The organism is Alphaproteobacteria bacterium (genome assembly GCA_037146715.1).
GTDB lineage: Bacteria > Pseudomonadota > Alphaproteobacteria > UBA7879 > UBA5542 > JBAWWO01.
In genome coordinates, this window is sequence record JBAWWO010000008.1 from 23,184 (window position 1) to 46,415 (window position 23,232).

The following is a 23,232-nucleotide window of genomic DNA, read 5'->3' on the forward strand; positions in this document are numbered from 1 at the left end:
TATTTAGTTATAGACTCTCGGCTCAAGCCCCAGAGCATCAACAGGCGTCCACTCGTTTATCCGAGTTTAGCTATACCGACCCGCAGAGGGCAAGAATCCATCTTTTGCGCATCAAAAAAGACTATTGATTTTAGCTGTTTGTAAAAAAACCCCCTTGCTCAATTTAAGAGAAAGGGGGTTTTTAACGTTTCAGCTGATTAGGAAGCAGCTACCGCTGTTTCTTTCTCTAGTTGAGCCATATCTTTTTCGTAGGCCACTTGCTTAAGTTTACGCAAGGCAGCACCTGTACCCGCTGGAACCAACCGTCCCACGATTACGTTTTCTTTCAGGCCCGTCAAGTAATCTGACCGTCCAGAAACCGCGGCCTCAGTCAAGACACGCGTTGTTTCTTGGAAAGAAGCTGCTGACATAAATGAGCTTGTCTGCAAGGAAGCTTTTGTGATTCCCTGTAAGATTGGGCGACCCACAGCAATACGACCATTTTCTTTTTCAACGCTCATGTTTTCCAAGATAAGTTCTTCTTGGTTAACTTCTTCGCCGACCATAAAGGTTGTATCGCCTGCATCCACAATTTCTACTTTCTGCAGCATTTGCCGAATAATGATTTCGATATGTTTATCGTCAATCTTCACCCCTTGCAAACGGTAGATTTCTTGAACTTCCGCCACAAGATATTCGGCCAGAGCTTCCACACCCAAAATACGTAGAACGTCATGGGGAACAAGCTTACCATCAATCAACAGGTCTCCCTTTTGAACGTAATCTCCTTCGTGCACGCAAACGTGACGGCCCTTAGGAATCAAATATTCAATGGGTTGAACTTCCGCATCATCGGGAATAATCACGAGACGACGTTTGGATTTGTAGTCTTTTCCAAATTCAACGCGACCTGAACACTCACAAATGATCGCAAAATCCTTGGGAATGCGAGCTTCGAACAATTCGATAACGCGCGGCAATCCCCCGGTGATATCCCGTGTTTTTGAAGATTCACGTGGAATACGGGCAATCACTTCACCTGCCTTAACAGTTTTACCATTTTCAATGTTCAAAATAGCGTCAACGGGCAAGAAATATCGCGCTTCCAGTCCATTAGATAAGGTCAAAGGATTTCCTTCCTTATCACGAATCACCATCCGTGGTTTCAGCAAAGCATTCTTTGAGTTTTGGCGCCAGTCAACAACCACGCGGCTGGAGATACCTGTTTCATCATCAAAGACTTCACGAACGGACGCGCCATCAATCAAGTCCACATAATGAACAGTACCTTCACATTCTGTCAGAACAGGGGTTGTGTATGGGTCCCATTCAGCAAGACGTTGACCTTGTTTAACCATTTTGCCATCTTCAGCCAGCAACTTAGCCCCATAAACCAAACGACGACTCATTTTCTGACGACCTTGGTCATCCAAAATGGCCAGTTCTACATGACGCCCCATCACAACGTAATGGCCTTCAGCTGTTTTGATAACATTCTTGTTTTTCAAGAACAATTTACCGGCAGAAGGTGCATCCATGCTTGATTCTTCAGCGGCACCCTGAGCAGCCCCTCCAATGTGGAAGGTACGCATGGTAAGCTGGGTTCCAGGTTCACCAATAGACTGGGCTGCGATAACACCCACAGCTTCCCCTTGGTTAACCCTTGTTCCTCTAGCTAGGTCACGCCCATAACATGTTGAACAACCCCCACCTTTCGCCTGACAAGTCAAAGGAGAGCGAACGAAAATAGAATCAATTGTTGTTTTTGACAATCTATCCAATTCATCTTCATTGATCATTTGTGAAGCGCCTACGATAATGTCCCCAGAAACTGGGTCCAAAACATCGTGAAGACTAGACCTGCCCAGAACACGATCCCATAAAGGAACCACAACTGTACCACCATCCAAAATAGGACGAACGCACACGCCATGGGTTGTTCCACAGTCTTCTTCCGTTGTCACACAATCTTGAGCAACGTCAACCAACCGACGAGTCAGGTATCCTGAGTTTGCCGTCTTCAACGCTGTATCTGACAATCCCTTACGGGCACCGTGGGTTGAGTTAAAGTACTCAAGAACCGATAGGCCTTCTTTAAAGTTAGAGATAATAGGCGTTTCGATAATTTCCCCTGATGGTTTTGCCATCAATCCACGCATACCCGCCAACTGTTTCATCTGTGCTGGGGATCCACGGGCACCAGAGTGCGCCATCATATAGATTGAGTTAATCGGCTCGCCTTCTTTCACGGCAGCGATTTCCTTCATCATTTCTTGAGCAACGAAATCACCACATTGTGACCACGCGTCCACAACCTTGTTGTATTTTTCCCCTTGAGTAATCAAGCCATCCAAATACTGTTGTTCATACTCTTCAACTTTTTGACGAGTTTCATCAATCAAACGTTGCTTAGCAGCTGGAACAACCAGATCATCTTTACCGAAAGAAATACCTGACACAGTCAAGCGACGGAACCCAAGTTTCATCACCCGGTCAGCGAACACAACAGTCTCTTTTGGTCCACAATGACGATAAATAATGTCCAGAAGCCCTGAAATTTCCTTAGATGTAATCAGCTTGTTGATCAAACTAAAATCTAAAGAAGCATGCCGTGGGAAAAGTTCAGACAAAAGCATACGCCCCGGTGTTGTTTGAACAATAGAAACCCTGGGGGCTCCATTTGCATCAACGCCTTCATACCGAGACTTAATCTTAGCATGCAATTCTACAATGCCGTCATCTAAGGCGCGTTCGATTTCTGCAACTGATGCAAAAATCATGCCCTGCCCTTTCATATTTTCCCGTTCAATAGTTAGGTAATAGAGACCCAAAACGCTGTCCTTTGTGGGAACAATGATAGGGCGACCATTCGCAGGGCTTAGAATGTTGTTTGTAGACATCATCAAAACCCGTGATTCTAACTGTGCTTCCAAAGAAAGAGGCACATGTACGGCCATTTGGTCTCCGTCGAAGTCCGCGTTAAAAGCAGTACAAACCAGCGGATGCAACTGAATAGCTTTTCCTTCAACTAGAACAGGCTCAAACGCCTGAATACCCAAACGGTGGAGCGTTGGCGCACGGTTCAAAAGAACAGGATGTTCACGAATCACTTCTTCCAGAATATCCCAAACTTCAGGACGCTCTTTTTCCACCATCCGCTTAGCGGCCTTAACCGTTGGCGCAATACCGTACTTTTCTAACTTAGAATAAATGAAGGGTTTGAAAAGCTCTAAGGCCATTTTCTTTGGCAATCCACATTGGTGTAACCTTAAAGAAGGCCCAACAACGATCACAGAACGACCTGAGTAATCCACACGTTTACCCAAAAGGTTTTGACGGAAACGCCCCTGTTTTCCTTTCAGCATATCTGACAAAGATTTCAAAGGTCGTTTGTTCGCACCGACAATCACACGTCCACGACGCCCGTTATCAAACAAAGCATCAACAGATTCTTGCAGCATTCTTTTTTCATTGCGAATGATAATGCTTGGTGCTTTTAACTCAATCAGACGCTTCAAACGGTTGTTCCGGTTGATTACACGGCGATACAAGTCATTCAGATCAGAGGTCGCAAATCTGCCCCCATCCAATGGAACCAAAGGACGCAATTCGGGAGGAATAACCGGCAGAACTTTCAAAATCATCCATTCCGGACGCGCTTCAGACTGCAAAAACGCTTCAACAATTTTCAAGCGCTTTACAATTTTCTTACGCCGCGCTTCAGAAGAAGATTCCTTCAATTCTGTACGCAGATCTTCTTTTTCTTTTGGCAAATCCAGAGTAGAAAGCAGAACATACAAAGCCTCAGCCCCAATGTCGGCCTTGAAAGCTTCTTCCCCATACTTGTCTTGAGCATCCAGATATTCTTCTTCAGAAAGCAAAGAATACTTTTTCAAAGGTGTCAAAACTGGGTCTAGAACAATGTAGCTCTCAAAATACAGAATCTTTTCCAAATCTTTTAAAGACATATCCAACAAAATACCGATACGGCTAGGCAAAGATTTTAAGAACCAAATATGTGCAACAGGCGCTGCCAAATCAATGTGCCCCATACGATCGCGACGGACTTTTGAAAGGGTGACTTCAACACCACACTTTTCACAAACCACACCACGATACTTCATGCGTTTATATTTACCGCATAAGCATTCATAATCCTTGATGGGACCAAAAATTTTCGCGCAAAACAAGCCATCTTTTTCTGGCTTAAACGTACGATAGTTGATGGTTTCTGGTTTCTTTACTTCCCCAAAAGACCAGGACTTGATGCGTTCTGGACTTGCAATAGAGATTTTGATTTCTCCAAAACTATTTGGACTAGGAACTGGACTAAAAAGTTTCTGTAGTTCACGTGTCATTTCTTTCTCCCAAAACTATCGTTACGCAATTTCTTCTTCGCAAAGTTCCATATTCAACCCCAGCGATTTGACTTCTTTAATCAAAACGTTGAAGGATTCTGGAATACCTGATTCAAAGGTATTGTCTCCACGAATGATGGATTCATAAGCCTTCGTACGGCCAGCCACATCGTCAGACTTCACAGTCAGCATTTCTTGCAGAGTATAGGCAGCACCATAGGCTTGTAGAGCCCAGACTTCCATTTCTCCGAAACGTTGACCACCAAATTGAGCCTTTCCGCCCAAAGGTTGCTGAGTTACCAAGCTGTACGGCCCGATGGAACGCGCGTGAATCTTGTCATCCACCAAGTGATCCAGTTTCAACATATACATGTACCCAACGGTGATCTTACGATCAAACTTCTCACCCGTTTGTCCATCATATAATTGAACCTGGCCTGATGTATGCAAGCCTGCTTGTTCCAACTGTTCTGCCACATCCTGAACAGTTGCCCCGTCAAACACAGGGGTTGCCATGGGAACACCCACGCCAATTTCTGACGCAAGAGCAAACAACTGGTCATCAGATAAGTCCTTCACAACAACCTTCGATTCATCATCTTGGTAAATGGCATTCAGAGTTTTTCTGATATCGCCCTTTTTAGAGTCCCCTTGACGAATGCTTTCAACCATTTCGTTAACCTGACGCCCTAAACCAGCAGCAGCCCAACCCAAATGGGTTTCTAGAATTTGTCCTACGTTCATACGAGACGGAATACCCAAAGGATTCAGCACGATATCAATAGGCGTACCATCTTCCAGGTACGGCATATCTTCAATAGGCGTAATGCACGAGATCACACCCTTGTTTCCATGACGTCCGGCCATTTTATCGCCCGGTTGCAGCTTTCTTTTCACAGCAACGAATACCTTGACTGTCTTCAAAACGCCGGGCAACATTTCGTCGCCGCGCCTGATTTTTTCAGCCTTGTTTTCAAAGCGATCATTGATTGATTTCATAGCTGCGTCAAATTGACGGCTGATAGACTCAATTGTTTCCATCAAATCTTCATCAGCAATCACGAAATGGCGCCATTGGCCCTTTGTAAACTCAGCGAGATGTTCTGCTGTAATTTTTGCACCAATTTTTGTGCCTTTTGGCCCCTTTACAACCTTTTGGTCAATCAAAAGCTCCTTAAGTCTATTATAGAAACTGCGTTCCAAAATAGATTTTTCAGAATCTCTGTCCTTGGCCAAACGATTGATTTCGGCATTTTCAATGGCCAAAGAACGTTCGTCTTTTTCAATACCACGACGAGAGAAAACTCGTACGTCCACAATGGTCCCTTGAACCCCTGGAGGAAGTCTTAAAGAACTATCCCGAACATCAGAAGCTTTTTCACCAAAAATCGCCCTTAGAAGTTTTTCTTCTGGTGTTGAAGGCGTTTCACCCTTAGGTGTTACCTTTCCAACAAGAATATCACCTGGGTTAACTTCAGCACCTACGTACACGATACCTGTTTCGTCCAAATGACGCAGAGATTCTTCCCCAAGATTTGGAATGTCCCGCGTGATTTCTTCAGCGCCAAGCTTCGTATCACGAGCCATCACTTCAAATTCCTCAATGTGAATAGATGTGAACACGTCATCCTGAACAATACGCTCAGAGATCATGATGGAGTCTTCAAAAGTCAAACCGTTCCAAGACATGAAGGCAACCAAAATGTTGCGCCCCAAAGCCAATTCTCCCTTGTCGGTAGAAGGCCCATCAGCGATCACGTCACCTGCTTGAACCAAATCTCCAACACGAACGAGCGGCCTTTGGTTGATACAAGTGTTTTGGTTAGATCTTTGGAATTTTTGCAAAGTGTAAATATCTACGCCGCTTTCTTTAATAGCTGCAGGATCCGTCACCTTTACCACAATACGTTGGGCGTCCACCTGATCAACAACCCCCGTTCTTTGGGCCACAACCACAACGCCTGAGTCCTTAGCAACGTTTGTTTCCATACCTGTTCCGATAAGAGGCGCCTCTGTCCTTAACAAAGGAACCGCTTGTCGTTGCATGTTTGATCCCATCAAAGCACGGTTCGCGTCATCATTTTCCAAGAAAGGAATCAAGGAAGCAGCAACGGAAACTAACTGCTTAGGTGATACGTCAATGTAATCAACGCTTTGGGAAGGGGCGGTAATAAACTCACCCTTTGAACGACAGCTTACGAATTCATGAATAAATTCACCGTTTCTATCCAAATCTGTATCCGCTTGAGCAATTGTGTAGCGCCCTTCGTCGATAGCAGAAAGATAGAAAATCTCATCCGTTACCTTACCTTTAACAACTTTGCGATATGGCGTTTCAATGAAACCATACTTATTAATGCGCGCATAAGTCGCAAGTGAGTTAATCAACCCAATATTTTGACCTTCTGGCGTTTCAATTGGACAAATCCGCCCATAATGGGTTGGATGCACATCACGCACTTCAAAAGTTGCACGATCACGGCTCAAACCGCCTGGCCCCAAGGCAGACAAACGACGCTTGTGCGTAATTTCTGAAAGGGGGTTTGTTTGATCCATAAACTGAGACAGCTGAGAAGACATAAAGAATTCCCGAACAGTCACAGAAGCAGGCTTTGAGTTGATCAAGTCATGAGGCATGACAGAGTCTATTTCAACAGCACTCATACGCTCCCGAACGGACCGTTCCATACGCAACAAGCCCAACCGATATTGATTTTCCAAAAGCTCCCCAACGGAACGAACACGCCGGTTACCCAAATGGTCAATATCGTCAATCTCGCCACGCCCATCTTTCAAGTCCACCAAAATGCGAACCATCTGAAAAATGTCTTCTTTTTGCAAAACGCGAGGATTTTCATCCACAGCAAACCCTAGTCGTGCATTCATTTTGACACGACCAACAGCCGATAAATCGTACTTGTCTGCATCAAAGAATAGGCCTTTGAACAACGCATCAGCCCCTTCAAGGGTTGGCGGTTCACCGGGGCGCAAAATTCTGTAAATATCAACCAACGCTTCAGAACGACTTTTGTTTTTATCTGCGGCCAGGGTATTGCGAATATAAGGCCCAACATTAACATGATCAATCAATAGAGTCGGAATAGATTTAATAGAAAGTTTATCAATTTTGTTATAGATGGCAAGGGTGATTTCATCCCCTGCTTCCAACAAAACTTCGCCCGTTTCTGGGTCAATAATATTGCTGGCCACATAGCGCCCTACCAAATAGTCCGCATCCATGGCAATTTCTCTGTCGCCCTTTTCTTCTAAAAGCTTCAGCTGACGAGGCGTCATTTTGGTCCCTTCGGCCAAAATCACTTCCCCAGTTTTTGCATCCAACAAATCTTTTGTAATACGCAATCCCTTCAAAAGTCGTAAGTTCAAAGGAACTTTCCATTCTTTTTTATGGCGAGAATAAGTTACAATTTCATAAAAGCTTGAAAGAATTTCTTCTCGAGACATTCCGTGAACTTCATTCAACGGTAGGTTTTCACCCTTGGCCTCAGCCGCTTTTCTGTTTTGTTCAGTAACTTTACTGTCTAATGCCATCAACAAGGTTGTAGCTAGCATTTTACGTCTGCGATCAATACGCACGTACAAAAGGTCCTTGGAATCAAATTCGATATCCATCCAAGATCCGCGATAAGGAATTACCCGCGCCGCAAACAAAAGTTTGCCAGAAACATGGCCCTTGCCTTCATCATGATCAAAGAACACACCGGGAGACCGATGCATCTGAGAAACAATAACACGCTCAGTACCGTTAATGATGAAAGTACCATCCTCTGTCATCAAAGGCATTTCACCCATGTAGACATCTTGTTCTTTAATGTCACGAATAGATTTAGCGCCTGTTTCGTCGTCTAAATCCCACACAACCAAACGAAGAGTCACCCGCAAAGGAACCGCATAGGTCAGTCCCCGTTGACGACATTCATCAATATCATATTTAGGAGCATCAAAATCATACTTTACGTATTCTAATTCACAACGTCCGGCGAAGTCCTTAATTGGAAATACAGACTTAAAAACACCCTGAAGGCCAGAATCTGTCCTTTGTGCATGGGGCACATCAAACTGCAAAAACCCTTCGTAGGATTTCTTTTGAACTTCAATTAGATTTGGTATGGGAGCAACTTCAGTTATTTTACCAAAACTTTTACGGATACGTCGTACAGCAGATTTAGTCATTACCTATGCCTCTTTTGAATAATATATAAAGGGTACATTGCCCCCAAAATTAAAGATGCGAAAAAGCACGCCAAATTCATGACGCGCTTTTTCGATATTTATGCCTTGTACAGCAAATTACTGACACACACAAGAAAAAAATACAATTTTATGCCAACTCAACAGTTGCGCCGGCATCCTCTAGCATTTTCTTGAATTTTCCAGCATCTTCCTTAGACACACCTTCTTTTACGTTAGCTGGTGCAGCTTCAACAAGATCCTTGGCTTCTTTTAAGCCCAAAGCTGTAATTGTGCGAACTTCTTTAATCACGTTGATCTTGTTAGGACCAGCCGCTTTCAAAACAACAGTGAATTCTGTCTTTTCAGCAGGAGCTTCAGCAGCAGCGCCGCCAGCAGCTGCAGCTACAGCAACGGGAGCCGCCGCAGACACACCCCACTTCTCTTCTAAAAGCTTCACAAGTTCTGCAGCTTCTAAAACAGACAATTTTGATAAAGATTCAACAATAGTATTTAATGACATTTTCTATTCTCCTGTGGTTATTGTTTACTGTAAGACGCAATGACTCGCGCAACTTGTGAACCTGGTTCTTTAATAGTACAAGCCAACTTCGTTGCAGGAGCCATAATGACACCTAAAATTTTAGCGCGCAACTCAGCCAAAGATGGCAATTTAGCCAAAGCTTTGATTGAATGTGCGTCCAAAAACTTGCCTTCCAACATGCCTGCGATAATAATAAGTTTATCATTATTTTCAGCATATTTGACGGCAACTCTTGCGGCATCAACGGGGCTTTTGGAAAACGCTAAAGCTGTAGGGCCTTTTAAATAAGCACCTACAGAATCCAAACCCACGTCCTTAACGGCGATCCGCGCTAAACTGTTTTTAACAACACGAAAAGACGCATCCGCTTCCCGCATTTTAATCCGAAGATCAGTCGATTCTTCAACGGTAAGACCAGACTGTTGAGTTACGACCACCAGAGTGGCTGCCTTCAACTGGTCACTTAAAGAACCAACAAATTCGGTTTTTTCTGTACGATTCATCAATCATCCTCATTGCAATTGCAACATAAGACGCCAAAAATAACAGGAGGAATATAAGGTGAAACACCCAAAGAATTTCCTGTCTATTGCAGGCTTTTCGCCATTAAGCGCCCGAAAGCGCACCTGCAGTCTTTGACATCACTAGCCGTGCTAGTTAGGACGTTATATAAAACCTTTTTCCGAAAGGCAAGCTTTTTTTTAACAATATATAAGATCATATCATATGAGCTTATATATTTTCAAATTCTTGAAAACAATCTTATCTCTGCACGTCGACAGAAAAGCTTTGAATCAACGCCCCTCTATCAGGCGCCAGAGTGAAATTGATTTTTAAAGACCCTTTTCGCCCCTTGACCACAAAATATCCCCGCAACTGATTTTGGGGGACTATTTCCCCCTCGTCTGTAATTTTCCCAATCTTGGCAAATAGCTCTTGGGTCTTTTTGCGCAGATCCTCCAGGTTGTTGTCTAGAAAAAAATTAGAAGCAAAAACTCCGCTTGTAACGGCCCCATCCCAATCGGGGAGCAAGTCCAAAAGTTGCTTTTGACGTTCTAACAAAACAGAGGAAACGGGTAACATTCTTGGCTCTAATTTCGCCTGCTTAATAATCATATGCAACGCCTGCATATTCATATCAAAAGCGGGAACATAGGTTGAATTCCCAAGAAACGCAACAGCCAAACCCTGATGGGGCAGCATAAGCCAATTACATCCAAATCCTGGCAATCCGCCACTGTGATAAACATAAACCCTGCCCTCAGTGTCTTTACCCCAGAACAGTCCATAACCATATCCACTCACAAACTCAAGGGCATCCCCTTCCAAGAATTTGTACTTGCCGCTGAAATCCCCAATAATCCGGGGTTCATGCATAGACCGAACCGTGCCGCGACTAACAGGTCCTTGATCCCCATCATCTCGTGCCGGCCATGCATTCTGATGAAAGCCCACATATTTACTCAGATCCTCAATAGACGCAAGCATACCCCCCATAGAAGCAAAAGCTCCATCATGCAACAGCCCCTCTTCTTGCCAGTTACCATCAGCCCACTTATATCCATGGGCCAAGTTCTCTGAAGGCACATTCGTATATTCCCAGGCGGCCTGTTGCATATCTAGGGGCCGAAAAATAGTCTTAGCAATATAGTCCTGACACGACATGCCAGAAATCTTGCCGATAATATAGCCTAGAATACCATAACCAAGATTTGAATACTCATAGGCCGCGCCCGTAACCGTGGAAAAATTAATGCCCTGTTTGATCATGGCGATCAGTTCATCTGATGTGATATGCAGTTTGCGGTCCCCCCAGGCATTATCTTCTGGAAACCCTGCCCCATGCACCATCAAATCACGAATAGTGATTTCCGCAGCGTCTTGCGTTAATTTCTGACCTTTTATTTCTGGCAAATACAGATGAACCGGGTCGTCCATATTTAGCTTGCCCTGCTCTTTTAACTGTAAAATAGCCATAGCTGTAAAGCTTTTGGTAATTGAAGCAACCCGAAAAACGGTTTGAGACGTGACAGAAGTTTTTTGTTCTAAGTTTGCGTACCCCCCACAGTGGGTATGCACTAGTTTGCCGTCTAACAGGATGGCATAGGAATGGCCAACAACATGATATTTTTTCGCATAATTTTCATAAAGCCTGTCAATTTTTGGAAAAAGGGTTTGAACCTTTTTCAGTCTATTTTTATCTATAAACTCAGGCTTTTTGTAGGTACTTCTGGTCTCAATTTCCTCAGAAGCAGACGAAAAAAGTTTTTGCAATATAGTTTTAAACATATAGTCCTCCGTAACAACTATCCACTAACTGCGCACACCCTGTCAATCCGGGCTTGAAAGTTTTCGCTGAGCATGTCTTAATACGCTCATGAAACCATTCTTTAAGCAAAAACTATTTCGAAAGAACAATAAACTGTCTGCCGTATTTTTCTTTATTGCCTTTGGGTGCTTATGTGCAGGAACGGGTATTTATTTCTGGATGAATCCTACCCCCACCCCCATCAAAATAATTCCCAAATCTCTGCCTCAATTGAGCGTTATAGAGCCAGAAACTCTGCCCCTTGAAAACCCCGAGGAACAGGAGGAAGAAAGTTTGTTGGATCAAATCCAAGATTTCTCGGATCTGACAGAAATTTTCAAGATTCAAGAAACAATTGAAAAGAGACCCAAAACCCCGAAACCTTTAAGTCCTTCTTGGAAAAAAGCCTGTCAACAATGGCATGCTGTTAAAAAGAAGAAAAAAATAAGTATTGTGATTCAAAATACAGAAAAAATTTCTGACAAAAGCTGGCACTGGCTTTCAAAAATACAAATTCCACTAACATTTGTAGTTAAAGACCCCTCCCCCAAAATCTTAAAGAAAACATCTAAAAAAGAGTGGGAGTTGTTAGGTGTTCTATCTTTAAATAAAAAACTATCTTCTCCAAAGATCAAGGGGTATGCAAACACTTTGCGAACCACCTTATGGAAAGACAAAGACACCCTCAACAAGACGTTTAATCGCTTAAGTGCAGAAAACTCTTGCCTGTTGGATAATCTTCAGGCGCCTCCTATCATCCAAGGAATAGCAAGCATTCATTCCCTACCTTATCTGAAAATTGATAGCTTTTTGCGCTCTTCACGTCAGGCCTCCCAGGCTTTGCAAAAAATTGAAAAAACCTTCTCAGCCACAGACTTTGTAGTGATTAGCATTAACCCCAATCCTGCGATTCTTAAAAATCTCACCACATGGATTAGCCGTATAAAAAAGCAGAAAAAGATTGCCTTTGTTCCCATAAGCGTTCTGTTTGCTGGACAAAAAGAATGCATCAAAGGCTCGCTTATTTCACCATCAAAAATATCCCCCTATCAACTTGGCTTTCAGTAGATTATGCCCCCTATCTCTCATATGGAATCTTTTTTGGAAATGCTTTCGGTGGAACGGGGCGCCAGCCCCAACACCCTGGAATCCTATGGGCGAGACCTAAAAGATTGCAGCGCTTTTCTAAAGGCAAAAAATCTATCCCTTGAAACCATCCAAACCCAAGATCTGCGGGATTATCTATCCCACCTTTATGATAATTCCTTAAAGGCCTCTAGCGTAGCCCGTCGTTTATCTAGCTTACGACAATTTTTTCGTTTTTTAATCTCTGAACAGATTCGAACGGATGATCCAACCTCAACCCTTGATTTGCCCAAATTAGGGCGCCCCTTGCCGAAAATTTTGTCTGAGCAAGATGTTTCAAACCTCCTGAGAACTGCTTATAAGGATGATTCACCAGAGGGGCTTAGGCTTGCTGCATTTCTTGAGATTTTATACGCCACTGGTTTGCGTGTTTCTGAACTTATTTCTTTAAAACATGATTCTATTTCACAAGATGGGGAAGTGCTGATTGTTATGGGAAAAGGCAGCAAAGAACGCATGGTCCCCCTAAACAAGTATGCCATCACAGCCTTGAACACCTATTTGAAAGTGCGTGGAGTATTTCTAAAAACAGGCACCTATTCCAAGTGGCTTTTTCCGTCTTATGGAACATCGGGTCATTTAAGTCGCCAGCGTCTGGGACAGCTTCTGAAAGAGCTTGCTTCAACCGCTGGGTTAGACCCGACCAAAATTTCGCCCCATGTGGTGCGTCACGCCTTTGCTACTCATCTTTTAAATCATGGGGCAGACTTGGTCAGCGTCCAAAACATGCTGGGACACACCGACATTTCAACGACCCAGATTTACACTCATGTGATGAAGGAAAAATTGGAAGAATTAGTCCTGAATCACCACCCTTTGGCAAATATGAAGAAGATATAGTCTTTTCATTTCTTTATAACTTGGCTATATTAACTTTGAAATTATCGAGTAATTATGATGAAAATGTTTATTTTACCCATCCATAAAGAGGGTCTTGTTTTTGCAACTTTGTTCGGGCTTGTCAGCGTGTTATTATGGCATCTGACTCCGTTTCTTGGGGGGATTGGCTTTCTTCTAACGGCCTGGTGTTTGTATTTTTTCCGCAATCCTGACCGGGTGACCCCCCTACGGAATGGCCTGATTATTTCTCCCGCCGATGGCATGGTGCAAATGATTGCTTCCGTCATTCCGCCAAAAGAAGCAGGCCTAGGCACAAAAAAGCATATGCGCGTCAGCATTTTTATGAATGTTTTTAATGTTCATATTAATCGTATTCCTGTTGATGGTGTTATTGAAAAAATCCACTACTATAAGGGAAGATTTTTCAATGCTTCATTAGACAAAGCCAGTGAATTTAACGAACGCCAGCTGATGGTTGTCACAACAAAAGATGATCACAAAATAGCATTTGTTCAAATTGCTGGGCTTATTGCGCGACGCATTCGTTGTGATGTTACTGAAAACCAGGAAGTCAAAGCGGGAGAACGATTTGGGCTTATCCGATTCGGTAGCCGGGTTGATGTTTATTTGCCAGATTCTCTTGTTCCCCTTGTATGCGTAGGACAGAAAATGGTTGCTGGAGAAACTGTATTAGCTGATATGCTCTCTAAAGAAAAAGAACGCATAGGGGAAATAAGATAATGGTCTTTCGTGAGAAAAAGATAAAAAAACTTTCCACCAAATCCATTCAAAGCAAAACCTTAAAAGCTCTTCCTTTCCATAAATTTATTCCCAATATTTTAACCCTAACTGCATTATGCGCGGGGCTCAGTGCTGTTCATTTTGCGCTGAAGGGAAAATGGGAAACATCTTTAGTTTTGATTTTCATTGCCATGGTTTTTGATGGCATGGATGGTCGTATAGCCAGACTTCTGAACAGCACAAGCAAATTTGGGGCTGAGCTGGATTCTTTAGCTGATTTCTGTAACTTTGGTATTGTTCCTGGTCTTGTGATTTACATTCATTCCCTAGAGGGCTTGGGTCGCCTGGGGTGGCCAATCGTTCTTATGTACAGCATATGTATGGTCCTGCGTTTGGCTCGCTTTAACACACTTATTGATCAAAGCCCCTCGCCAAAATATTTTTCAGGCGTTCCTGCTCCTTTTGGCGCACTCTTGGCTTTACTGCCCATCATTGTTGAATTTCATGAACCTGGCTGGGTTCTAAGTCCTGCCCTTTATGGCGTATGGCTTTTGGTGATTTCTAGCCTTCTGGTTAGTCGTATTCCCACGTTTTCCTTCAAACAAGGGCATGTGCAAAAAAAGTGGATTCTACCCATTTTTATTCTAGTCGCCTTTATTGTCGCAGGGTTAGTGGCCTATCCATGGGCCACCCTATCAATCATTAGCCTCCTTTACATCCTGTCCATTCCCTTTAGCTATCGATTGAAAAATCAGGAATCTTTGCCAAGTAATAATTAAGTTTGCTCTCTTGCTATTTTAAAAAACCACGTCCATACTTTTTATAGAAATATAAAAAATAAATGGAGGTTACTATGAAAAAATTACATCATTCTATTTCTTTGATTGCTCTTTGTCTTGCCCTGTATGGAGGAAACGCTGTAGGATCGGCTGCCGCCGGAACTGAACCAAGCCCTTCCTGGTGGAAAAGATGTTGCACAAAAGCAAACATAGAAGTAGCCCTGGATGAAACAGCTGTTGTTCTGATTCCTATTGGTGAACTTGTTATTGAAGTGCTTCCAGGTATCGATGATTCTGCGAAAACAGCTATTGTTAAAGAACTGGAAAAGTTCAAAACCACTATTGAAACTGCACGAAAAATTGTGGGAAGCACAATGGTCCCTCGATCAGATGGAGGCGTTAATCTTACAACTGCGGCCGGTATTACACATATAATCCCCCCTGCATGGCAACAAGTTATTCTAAAAAATATAGGGATTTTTACAAACGAGTCAAAAATGGCTCTAACTCTTTTAGATCATTACATTAAAGGAGACGCAGCTGGTTTGAAGAGCAGAATAATGTCTCAACTGGTCTACTTCATAAGTGCCCAGGATGACCCTACAACCTTTGACACGATAGCATATGATTCTCGATCTAAAATTCTTCAGTTAGTTCATAAAGACGGTGCAAACATTGGGCAAGGATTGAATATTTTTGGTGCCATAAAAGATACAAATATTCAACAAAACATCAACAAAGTTTTGCTCGACTATGTAGACTCCACAAAAGCAAGATTAGCTACTGTTGAAAAAGAAGGAGCAGTCAGTCTTGATGCTCTCATTCTAAAAAGCACCTCTTTTATTGTAAGCGAATATAAAAGTTTGAAAGAATCTGGAGAAAAACTTTTAATTGATGTGAAGGAAGCTCCAGCACCTACTGAAGTGCCGTTAGCTAATACAACTAGATCGCCAAGCAGAACTGTTACAACTACTGCATTGGAAGATATTGTTGCCTCTGGCCCTACAGGAGACTCTACTTCTACTATGTAAAAACAATAATTTCCTGGGTTTGTCATAAGACAAATCCAGGTTTTTTGTTGACGAGAAAGCCCATACTGGTTACCGTGTTGGCATAAATAAACGAGACCCAACATGACAAAAAAATGTAAATTATTGATTATTGGTAGCGGCCCCGCTGGCTATTCAGCTGCCATTTATGCCGCCCGTGCAGGCCTTAACCCCGTTCAGATTTTAGGACACGAACCGGGTGGGCAACTGATGATCACAACGGATGTGGAGAATTACCCCGGTTTTGAGGATGTGATCCAAGGTCCATGGCTTATGGAACAAATGCAAAAACAAGCTGAAAAAGTAGGCACTGAACTTATTTATGACTTTATCACCCACATTGATTTTAGCCAAAAACCGTTTAAATGCACCAGCGAAAATGGGGAAACCTATGAAGCTGATGCCATAATTATTTCAACAGGAGCAAAAGCAAAATGGCTTGGCATTGAAAGTGAGAGAAAATTCCAAGGATATGGCGTTTCTGGCTGCGCCACTTGCGATGGATTTTTCTTTAGAAACAAGGAAGTTGTTGTGATTGGCGGCGGGAATACCGCCGTTGAGGAAGCCCTTTATCTAACAACCCATGCCTCTAAGGTCACCTTAGTCCACCGACGCAACACGCTGCGGGCGGAAAAGATGCTGCAAGAAAAGCTGCTTGCCCACCCAAAAATAACCGTTATTTGGGATTCTGTAGTGGATGAAATTGTGGGCACAGAAACGCCAAAATCCGTCACAGGCATTCGGCTGAAAAACAGTCATACAAATGCTGAACAAACCCTCCAAACCGACGGTGTGTTTATTGCGATTGGGCATTCCCCCCAAACAGAGATTTTTAAAGGAAAACTAGACTTAGATGCAGAAGGTTACCTGGTGACCAAACCCGGCACAACCCTGACGAATATTCCCGGTGTTTTTGCGGCAGGCGACGTTCAAGATAAGGTTTACCGCCAGGCCATTACGGCCGCGGGGCAAGGATGCATGGCTGCGTTGGATGCCCAAAAGTATTTGGGGTAATCCCTGACTTTCCTGTTTTTTGAACCTGTTTTTTAAAAAATACCCTCTATTCAATAAGTTAAAAATGCTTTAGCATGGAAAAAATATAAAAAAATAGGGGGTCTCATGAAAATTCTATCTTTAGGGATATTACTACTTTTTTTGTGCAATCAAGCTGGTGCTGCCGTCGCAGATGATCCTTATGCCGAAAAAGACTGTCTGCATAGAGTAACCCTCGCAGATGATTCCTATGATGGACTTGACAATCCTTATGATGGATTGAGGAATCCTTATGCTAGACTAGAAGGTTCCTATAATGGATTAGAGCATTATATGGGATTAGCCGATCTCTCTTGTGAGGCAACTGATTCTGATAATCCAGCCCTCCAAAGAATCGATCCCTCTTTATCAAGAAAACCCGAAACACTTGGTGTCATTCAAGATTATCACAATAGATGGAGCCAAAGAAAATATGGAAAGTTGGGGCCCTTGGTAAGCATTGCTCGTATTGTCTATGGAACAGAACCCAATGAGCTTCTTAAACGTCGGTTGGAACTTGTCGCCGTGTCTCAAAATATGATATCTAAATTTTCTGCGCCTATAGATCCTATTTCTGAACCCAAAATTCCTTACCGAACTCATCGAATTTGGCTTACCGGTGTGGGGGGGGCAGAGGCCTTTGAAGTTAAACCAGAAATCCTTCAATATTATACGCATAGCCTTAAACTTTTACCTGATTGGGATCATCATTTTTGGTGTTTTGACCCCACAACAATCCCAGAAACGATTTCTGCGCTAAAGAAAGATTGTCCATCTATTAACATCCATTCTTTGACAGATTCTTGCCTTTTTACAAATACGCCAAAAGATTTAACAGGGGTAAGAAGATTGTTTGATGCTTATTTAGAACATCGTCATTTCTCCTTCGCAAATGATGTATTGCGTCGCGTTATTGCCTGGGAATTTGGAGGATTTTATTCAGATCTTGGAGTTGAATACCACAGCCCCAAAAACCTTAGAAAATGTGCCCTTTATTCAAACCTTGTTTATTTTTCTTATGGAAATGGAGATCTGGATACCTGTTTTTTTGGGATTTCGAAAGGATCTCCCGTCTTCAAAAGAGAGTTGAATACCTTAGATTATCTGCTAAAAGGACAATTAATAAATGAGGCGGAAGAAGTTGCCTATGACAAACCTATAGCTGCAACCCCAGCAGAAGCTGCGGCAACTGCAGAAGACCAACAAGCCTCTCCCCAAAAAATTCTTCCAAAACAAATGCATTGGACAAGTAACGCCCATGGAATGGCCGTCCTTTTATCAACACTCAAAAAAAGTGATAGCCCAGTTATAATCCCAGACAGGACATGGTTAACCGTGCATCATCAAAACTCGTGGAGAGGAAAAGGAGATATGAAGCTTGCAAAATTCGGCCAGCGCGGTTGGGAGGACCTTGATTTCGATTTTGCACAGCTCATGAAAGAGGAGTAAAAATGAAAAAATATTTATGGATTTTAAGCGCTGCTCTAAAGATTTCTTTAGATTTTTCTATAGGCTACGGAGCGTCTGCTGCTCCATACTATGATGAACCTCCTCTCTTCTACACTGCCCGATTGCAAAGCCTCCCCCCAACTACTGAACGCATCAAGGCAATGGCAGCCTTGCTGAATGATCGTACAAAGGGTGGAGAATTAAATAGCAAATACTATGAAGATGGAACAGAAAAAGACGAATCATGGATTCAGCAAAAAATAGAAGAAATTTTACCACCCTCCTCTACCAAACCAGATGCAAAGTATATGTTTTTTTACACAAAAGAAGATCCAATAAACCTGGTATGTTTTGTGGGGAGAGGAATGTTTAACAAAAAGGAAAATTCGATTTTTTATGCCACCTCTCCGGCGTTTCAAGGACAAAAATACACGAGTGAAGCCTTACAGGCTTTTTTGCGTGCCGATGCCGTGTTTATTGAACTTTGTTGTACAAGCCTAGTGTTCAGCATTCATCCAGATAATGCCCCATCCATCAGAGTTGCTGAAAAAGTTGGTGCAATCTTTCTGAGAAGGGGGAAAAATCCCTCAAAAACTCAAGACCGTCATGTATATGCATTGCCAAAAGAAAAATTGCTAGAACAATTCTATGAATTTCCATCCTTAGAAATGCATTTTTCGATAACAGTTGATGGTGAAAGATATCGTAAAACAGCCGAAAAATTATGCGCCATCCCTCTAACTGACCACACCTATTCTGTTGATATGAATAAGATGATAACTCGTCTTGACCTCACCAATTTTCCTCTCCCCTACCTTTATGAGCAATTTTTACCCTGGCATACTTTTTTATATAAAATGGTTCATGATATTGATGATGTTTTTACACGTATGAAGACCCGCTATTGGGTTTTTGCCGGCATGTCTTTGGGAATGACCCGCCATACCGTGGGGCAAAAACAAGGGGGATGCCTTCCCTGGGATGATGATGCTGATCTTTTAAGTTTAGTCTCTGATCGATCAAAAGTAGAAGCCTGTTTAAAAGAATTGACTAAATTGGGATATACTTACTGTAGATCTGAAGAGAAATTGGGTATGGACTGTTTCCGTGGTTGGAAAATTGAGTCTCCTCTTAGCTTCGGCGGAAAATGTCCTTTTACTGATATTTTTGAGATAGATATTGACCCCACAGATGATGATCTATATGTCTTCCCTCCAGCCAAATGGACTCTAAAACATAAAATTAAGAAAACTGATCTATTTCCAATCGTTCGACGCCGTCTTGGGGGAAAGCTTGTCAACACACCGGCTAATCCTGAAGGACTTTTGGAAGCCGAGTATGGAAAAACTTGGTCGCAAAAATATAAAAGAACGTCCCACGAGTTTGACTTTAAGGAAAAGAATTTTTATCCCTTTGAGGAAGCAACTAAACTATCGGTCCCCTTCTTTCCTGAGAAGTGAGGAAACGGTGAACCCACCCCCAATGAATTCCGCGGGCTTGCCCCGAGGACCTCTATTTTTTATATACTCTTGTGAATAAGGTTGGGTATACTACCCCCATGGACCATCTTATGCCTTACCTTCAGGAATGGATTCAGTGGCTTGAAAAAGAGCGCCGCCTGTCCCCCCTGACTATTCCCATTTACCGGCGGGTTTTGCTGCAATTTTTCACCTTCTTTGGTGAGCATTTGGGAGGGGATTTAACCCTAAAAAGTCTTGAACAGCTGAAAGCCCAAGACTTCCGCGCTTGGCTTGCTTATTTAACCCACACACAAAATTATTCGAAGTCTTCCATCATTCGGGCTCTAGCTGTGATCCGCAGTTTTTACCTGTTTTTAGATCGCAGATCTTACGCCCACAATCCGATTGTTAAAACAATTCGATCCCCTAAAAAACCAGCTTCTGTCCCCCGAGCCCTGTCGCAGGAGGAAGCAAAAGAGCTTGTCTCCCATGCAGATTCCCTGGAGTCAACCGCGTGGGTTGGGAAACGAAGTATCGCCCTGTTTTCCCTTTTGTATGGCTGTGGGCTTCGTATTAGTGAGGCTTTGAACTTGAATCAAAAAGATCTGCCCACACCTGGTCATATGTTGCTGGTTCAAGGTAAAGGAAATAAGCAAAGATTTGTGCCCTTGCTGCCCCTTGTGTACGACAGAATTCAAGATTACTTAAACATATCCCCCTTTGGGAAAGAGGGTGCCCTCCCCATCTTCGTGGGGCTACAGGGCAAACGGCTGAATGTGTCCGTTGCTGAAAAAGAAGTCCGTCAGTTGCGAAGGTCTATGGGACTGCCTGAATCCGTCACCCCCCACGCCCTGCGCCACAGCTTCGCCACCCATTTGCTGGAAGCTAAAGGAGACCTGCGCACCATTCAAGAGCTGCTGGGGCATTCCTCCCTTTCCACCACCCAAAAATACACCAAGGTCAATCGGCAGCACCTGCAAGAGGTCTACAAAAGCGCCCATCCGAGGTCTACACTTTCTTGAAAAGAGCAATCATCTCTAAATGCACAGACCACAGAAACTGGTCAAAGACCTTGAGTGACTCCATTTTGTAGCCGCCTTTGATCAACAAATGGGCATCCCTGGCAAAGGTATGGGTATTACAGGAAATCATAATCACATGGCTAACTTTGGATGCCGCCAGATTTTTAATTTGTGCCACAGCCCCCGCCCGAGGGGGGTCCAGCACCACACAATCGTAGTTTTCAAGCTCCTGAACTGTTAGAGGATTTTTAAAAAGATCCCGTTCAAAAGCCTCTATTTTTCCTGGTAAAAGCTTTTTTGTCTCTTTCAAAAATTTCACGGCCTGAGGGTTTTGCTCATAAGCATCAACGGCCATACGGGCCGACAAAGGTACGGAAAAGGTACCCAAACCTGAAAATAAATCTGCCACCTTTTTCGCATTTTTTGGCATCAAATCCATGACCGTTTGAATCATTTTATCTTGGGAAATCTCAGACGGTTGCAAGAAAGGATTGGGAGGAATGGCAACATAAATACCCTGAAAAGCCACCCGCGGTTTTTCTGCTTCGTACAACAGCTCCTCCCCCCTCGGCGTTTTCAAGGTCACCCGTATCAACTTGTAATTCTGGGCCATTGCAATCAAGGCTCCCATTTCTTCAAAAGAAAAACTTTTTGCTGTTTCAAAATCCATCAGCACATCAAACCCATTCAGAGCTTCAGTCAGGAATAAGTTTAGCTTATCACCCCCCTGCAAAATCTTTTTAAATAGGGCCTTAAAGGGAGCAATCAAATCCTGCAATTTTTGGGTCAACAGAGGGCAGGCATTAATATCCAAAACCTTGTGACTGCGCCGTTGGTGATAGCCAAGAGCCACTCCCTGCCCCACACGCATCACCTTAAAGTTAATCCGTCGGCGATTACCCGGACCGAACATCTGGGGGCATGTCCCCTCTGAGGCAACAATATCGTGAACTGCTAGATCTTCTGCTAACAAGCCCCCTTTATAATTCGCGTAAAAATCATCTGTCATATGCTGCAGTTGACACCCTCCACAGGCCCCGAAATAAGGGCATGGAGGAACACGCCGGTGGGGGCTATCCGTCAGTCTTTCATACCGGTCAACCCCACATACCCCTGGCTTCAAGGGCTCAGCCGAGGCAAACTCAATTTCCTCACCCGGCAACGAAAAAGGCACAACATAAGTCTCCTGGGTCCCTTCGGCTACCCCATCCCCTTTAGAGTTCAGACTGGTTATTTTTATTTTCATGATCCCCTTCAATCTAAAGAAACCGCGCGTTAAAGGCTATAGAATATTTTCAAAATTTAGATTACAATGCCCAAGAAACCTCACGAAAGACTCTATTTTTGAAACATATCTTACTACACAACCTGCCTATTTTTACCATTATCATTTTTGGTTATGTGTGCAGCTATTTCAAAATTGTGGGGAAACGCTCGGCTTCAATTTTTACAGATTTCGTTTTTTTTATCGCCATTCCCGCCATGCTGCTGGGTCAATTTTCATCCCAATCCTTGGAAAAATTATTTAACGGCCCTTTTATTGCGGCCTTTATCCTCAGCTGTTTAGTGATTGGGGGGCTCACCCTTTTATTCAGCAAAAGAACCTTTCCTAATAACCTGTCAGAGCGCGCCATTTCCCTGATCGGAACCGCCCAAATCAATACCACTTATTTGGCTATTCCCGTGTTCTTTTTGTTTTTCAAAAATGTGGCCCCCATTGTTTTGGTCATGGTCTTTCAAACCATCTTTTTGACCCCCTTGAGTATTGCGATTTTGGAATATGATATTTATCGCAAGGCTCAACCAACCCAAGGTGTTGCCACAGCCATGAAGCTATTCTTAAAGCATTTACCGCTTATTTTAATGAAGGCCCCTGTAGTGCCTGCTGCCATGATTGGGGTGGCCCTTTCCTATTACCAGATTCCCGTCGCCGCCTCTCTAAAGCACATTTTTGACGTGGCGGGCAGTATGGCTGCCCCCCTTTCTTTATTCGTGCTGGGTCTGTCTTTAGAGCAAGACCGCATTGATTTTACCAAAGACGACTTGCTGATTGACCTGTTAGGACTGACCCTGTTGAAAAATCTGATGCATCCCCTGGTGGCGTTTTTCATCGGGCGGTACATCTTTGATCTTGAACCTTTTTGGATGCTTTCCCTGTGCTTGCTATCCGCTATGCCTGCCGCCCGAAACGCCAGCCTTTTCGCCCAACGCTATGGGCTGAACGTTCGGCGAACAAATGCACTTATTCTGATCACCACCTTTATTTCATTCATAACCATTGGATTAATTTTGACTTTTTTTAAGGACCAGCTGCAGATGTTTGTGCAGTAATATTTT

Annotated in this window: 16 protein-coding genes; 10 read left to right on the forward strand and 6 right to left on the reverse strand. The window is 43.3% G+C overall.

The genetic code is table 11. The annotated features are described in order from the left end of the window. Positions 1–197: 197 nt before the first annotated feature. The 5 genes from rpoC to WCG05_03680 all read right to left on the reverse strand — a co-directional run bounded on the left by rpoC (position 198) and on the right by WCG05_03680 (position 11,358). On the reverse strand, positions 198–4,337 hold the full coding sequence (gene rpoC / locus WCG05_03660) for a DNA-directed RNA polymerase subunit beta' (protein ID MEI8321089.1): 4,140 nt from the start codon (positions 4,335–4,337) through the stop codon (positions 198–200). 21 nt (positions 4,338–4,358) lie between these two features. After that, positions 4,359–8,528: a DNA-directed RNA polymerase subunit beta gene (rpoB, locus tag WCG05_03665; GenBank protein MEI8321090.1), complete on the reverse strand. Its 4,170-nt coding sequence runs from the start codon at positions 8,526–8,528 to the stop codon at positions 4,359–4,361. 148 nt (positions 8,529–8,676) lie between these two features. After that, on the reverse strand, positions 8,677–9,048 hold the full coding sequence (rplL, locus tag WCG05_03670; protein MEI8321091.1) for a 50S ribosomal protein L7/L12: 372 nt from the start codon (positions 9,046–9,048) through the stop codon (positions 8,677–8,679). 17 nt (positions 9,049–9,065) lie between these two features. Beyond that, positions 9,066–9,572: a 50S ribosomal protein L10 gene (gene rplJ, locus WCG05_03675; GenBank protein ID MEI8321092.1), complete on the reverse strand. Its 507-nt coding sequence runs from the start codon at positions 9,570–9,572 to the stop codon at positions 9,066–9,068. Positions 9,573–9,831: 259 nt separating this feature from the next. Next, positions 9,832–11,358 (reverse strand): serine hydrolase domain-containing protein, encoded by a 1,527-nt coding sequence (locus tag WCG05_03680; protein ID MEI8321093.1) that lies wholly within the window; start codon positions 11,356–11,358, stop codon positions 9,832–9,834. Positions 11,359–11,446: 88 nt separating this feature from the next. On the opposite strand from WCG05_03680, the gene WCG05_03685 reads away from it, so the two are divergent. From WCG05_03685 to WCG05_03725, 9 genes are all read left to right on the forward strand, one after another. Further along, a complete protein-coding gene (locus WCG05_03685) occupies positions 11,447–12,445 on the forward strand; it encodes a divergent polysaccharide deacetylase family protein (GenBank protein ID MEI8321094.1) in 999 nt (332 codons plus the stop codon). 3 nt (positions 12,446–12,448) lie between these two features. Next, positions 12,449–13,363, forward strand: coding sequence for a site-specific tyrosine recombinase XerD (xerD, locus tag WCG05_03690; GenBank protein ID MEI8321095.1), 915 nt, complete (start codon positions 12,449–12,451; stop codon positions 13,361–13,363). A 54-nt stretch (positions 13,364–13,417) separates the two neighbouring features. Further along, a complete protein-coding gene (locus WCG05_03695; GenBank protein MEI8321096.1) occupies positions 13,418–14,104 on the forward strand; it encodes a phosphatidylserine decarboxylase in 687 nt (228 codons plus the stop codon). Further along, positions 14,104–14,883, forward strand: a complete 780-nt coding sequence (pssA, locus tag WCG05_03700; protein MEI8321097.1) for a CDP-diacylglycerol--serine O-phosphatidyltransferase — start codon at positions 14,104–14,106, stop codon at positions 14,881–14,883. Before WCG05_03695 ends, pssA begins: the two co-directional genes overlap by 1 nt. A 74-nt stretch (positions 14,884–14,957) precedes the next feature. Then, positions 14,958–15,914, forward strand: coding sequence for a hypothetical protein (locus WCG05_03705; protein MEI8321098.1), 957 nt, complete (start codon positions 14,958–14,960; stop codon positions 15,912–15,914). A 102-nt stretch (positions 15,915–16,016) separates the two neighbouring features. Further along, on the forward strand, positions 16,017–16,946 hold the full coding sequence (gene trxB, locus WCG05_03710) for a thioredoxin-disulfide reductase (GenBank protein MEI8321099.1): 930 nt from the start codon (positions 16,017–16,019) through the stop codon (positions 16,944–16,946). Positions 16,947–17,051: 105 nt separating this feature from the next. Beyond that, positions 17,052–18,413: a hypothetical protein gene (locus WCG05_03715; protein ID MEI8321100.1), complete on the forward strand. Its 1,362-nt coding sequence runs from the start codon at positions 17,052–17,054 to the stop codon at positions 18,411–18,413. A gap of 2 nt (positions 18,414–18,415) precedes the next feature. Continuing rightward, a complete protein-coding gene (locus tag WCG05_03720) occupies positions 18,416–19,873 on the forward strand; it encodes a GNAT family N-acetyltransferase (protein ID MEI8321101.1) in 1,458 nt (485 codons plus the stop codon). Positions 19,874–19,971: 98 nt separating this feature from the next. Then, a complete protein-coding gene (locus WCG05_03725; protein MEI8321102.1) occupies positions 19,972–20,895 on the forward strand; it encodes a tyrosine recombinase XerC in 924 nt (307 codons plus the stop codon). On the opposite strand, the gene WCG05_03730 is transcribed toward WCG05_03725, so the two are convergent. After that, positions 20,882–22,141, reverse strand: coding sequence for a methyltransferase (locus tag WCG05_03730; protein ID MEI8321103.1), 1,260 nt, complete (start codon positions 22,139–22,141; stop codon positions 20,882–20,884). The genes WCG05_03725 and WCG05_03730 overlap by 14 nt on opposite strands. A gap of 98 nt (positions 22,142–22,239) precedes the next feature. On the opposite strand from WCG05_03730, the gene WCG05_03735 reads away from it, so the two are divergent. Beyond that, positions 22,240–23,226, forward strand: coding sequence for an AEC family transporter (locus tag WCG05_03735; protein MEI8321104.1), 987 nt, complete (start codon positions 22,240–22,242; stop codon positions 23,224–23,226). The last annotated feature ends 6 nt before the right edge of the window (positions 23,227–23,232 follow it).

Excerpts from the sequence above, each read along its gene's own strand:
- rpoC (MEI8321089.1), bottom strand. The coding sequence starts at position 4,337 with ATGACACGTGAACTACAGAAACTTTTTAGTCCAGTTCCTAGTCCAAAT.
- rpoB (MEI8321090.1), bottom strand. The coding sequence starts at position 8,528 with ATGACTAAATCTGCTGTACGACGTATCCGTAAAAGTTTTGGTAAAATA.
- rplL (MEI8321091.1), bottom strand. The coding sequence starts at position 9,048 with ATGTCATTAAATACTATTGTTGAATCTTTATCAAAATTGTCTGTTTTA.
- rplJ (MEI8321092.1), bottom strand. The coding sequence starts at position 9,572 with ATGAATCGTACAGAAAAAACCGAATTTGTTGGTTCTTTAAGTGACCAG.
- WCG05_03680 (MEI8321093.1), bottom strand. The coding sequence starts at position 11,358 with ATGTTTAAAACTATATTGCAAAAACTTTTTTCGTCTGCTTCTGAGGAA.
- WCG05_03685 (MEI8321094.1), top strand. The coding sequence starts at position 11,447 with ATGAAACCATTCTTTAAGCAAAAACTATTTCGAAAGAACAATAAACTG.
- xerD (MEI8321095.1), top strand. The coding sequence starts at position 12,449 with ATGCCCCCTATCTCTCATATGGAATCTTTTTTGGAAATGCTTTCGGTG.
- WCG05_03695 (MEI8321096.1), top strand. The coding sequence starts at position 13,418 with ATGATGAAAATGTTTATTTTACCCATCCATAAAGAGGGTCTTGTTTTT.
- pssA (MEI8321097.1), top strand. The coding sequence starts at position 14,104 with ATGGTCTTTCGTGAGAAAAAGATAAAAAAACTTTCCACCAAATCCATT.
- WCG05_03705 (MEI8321098.1), top strand. The coding sequence starts at position 14,958 with ATGAAAAAATTACATCATTCTATTTCTTTGATTGCTCTTTGTCTTGCC.
- trxB (MEI8321099.1), top strand. The coding sequence starts at position 16,017 with ATGACAAAAAAATGTAAATTATTGATTATTGGTAGCGGCCCCGCTGGC.
- WCG05_03715 (MEI8321100.1), top strand. The coding sequence starts at position 17,052 with ATGAAAATTCTATCTTTAGGGATATTACTACTTTTTTTGTGCAATCAA.
- WCG05_03720 (MEI8321101.1), top strand. The coding sequence starts at position 18,416 with ATGAAAAAATATTTATGGATTTTAAGCGCTGCTCTAAAGATTTCTTTA.
- WCG05_03725 (MEI8321102.1), top strand. The coding sequence starts at position 19,972 with ATGGACCATCTTATGCCTTACCTTCAGGAATGGATTCAGTGGCTTGAA.
- WCG05_03730 (MEI8321103.1), bottom strand. The coding sequence starts at position 22,141 with ATGAAAATAAAAATAACCAGTCTGAACTCTAAAGGGGATGGGGTAGCC.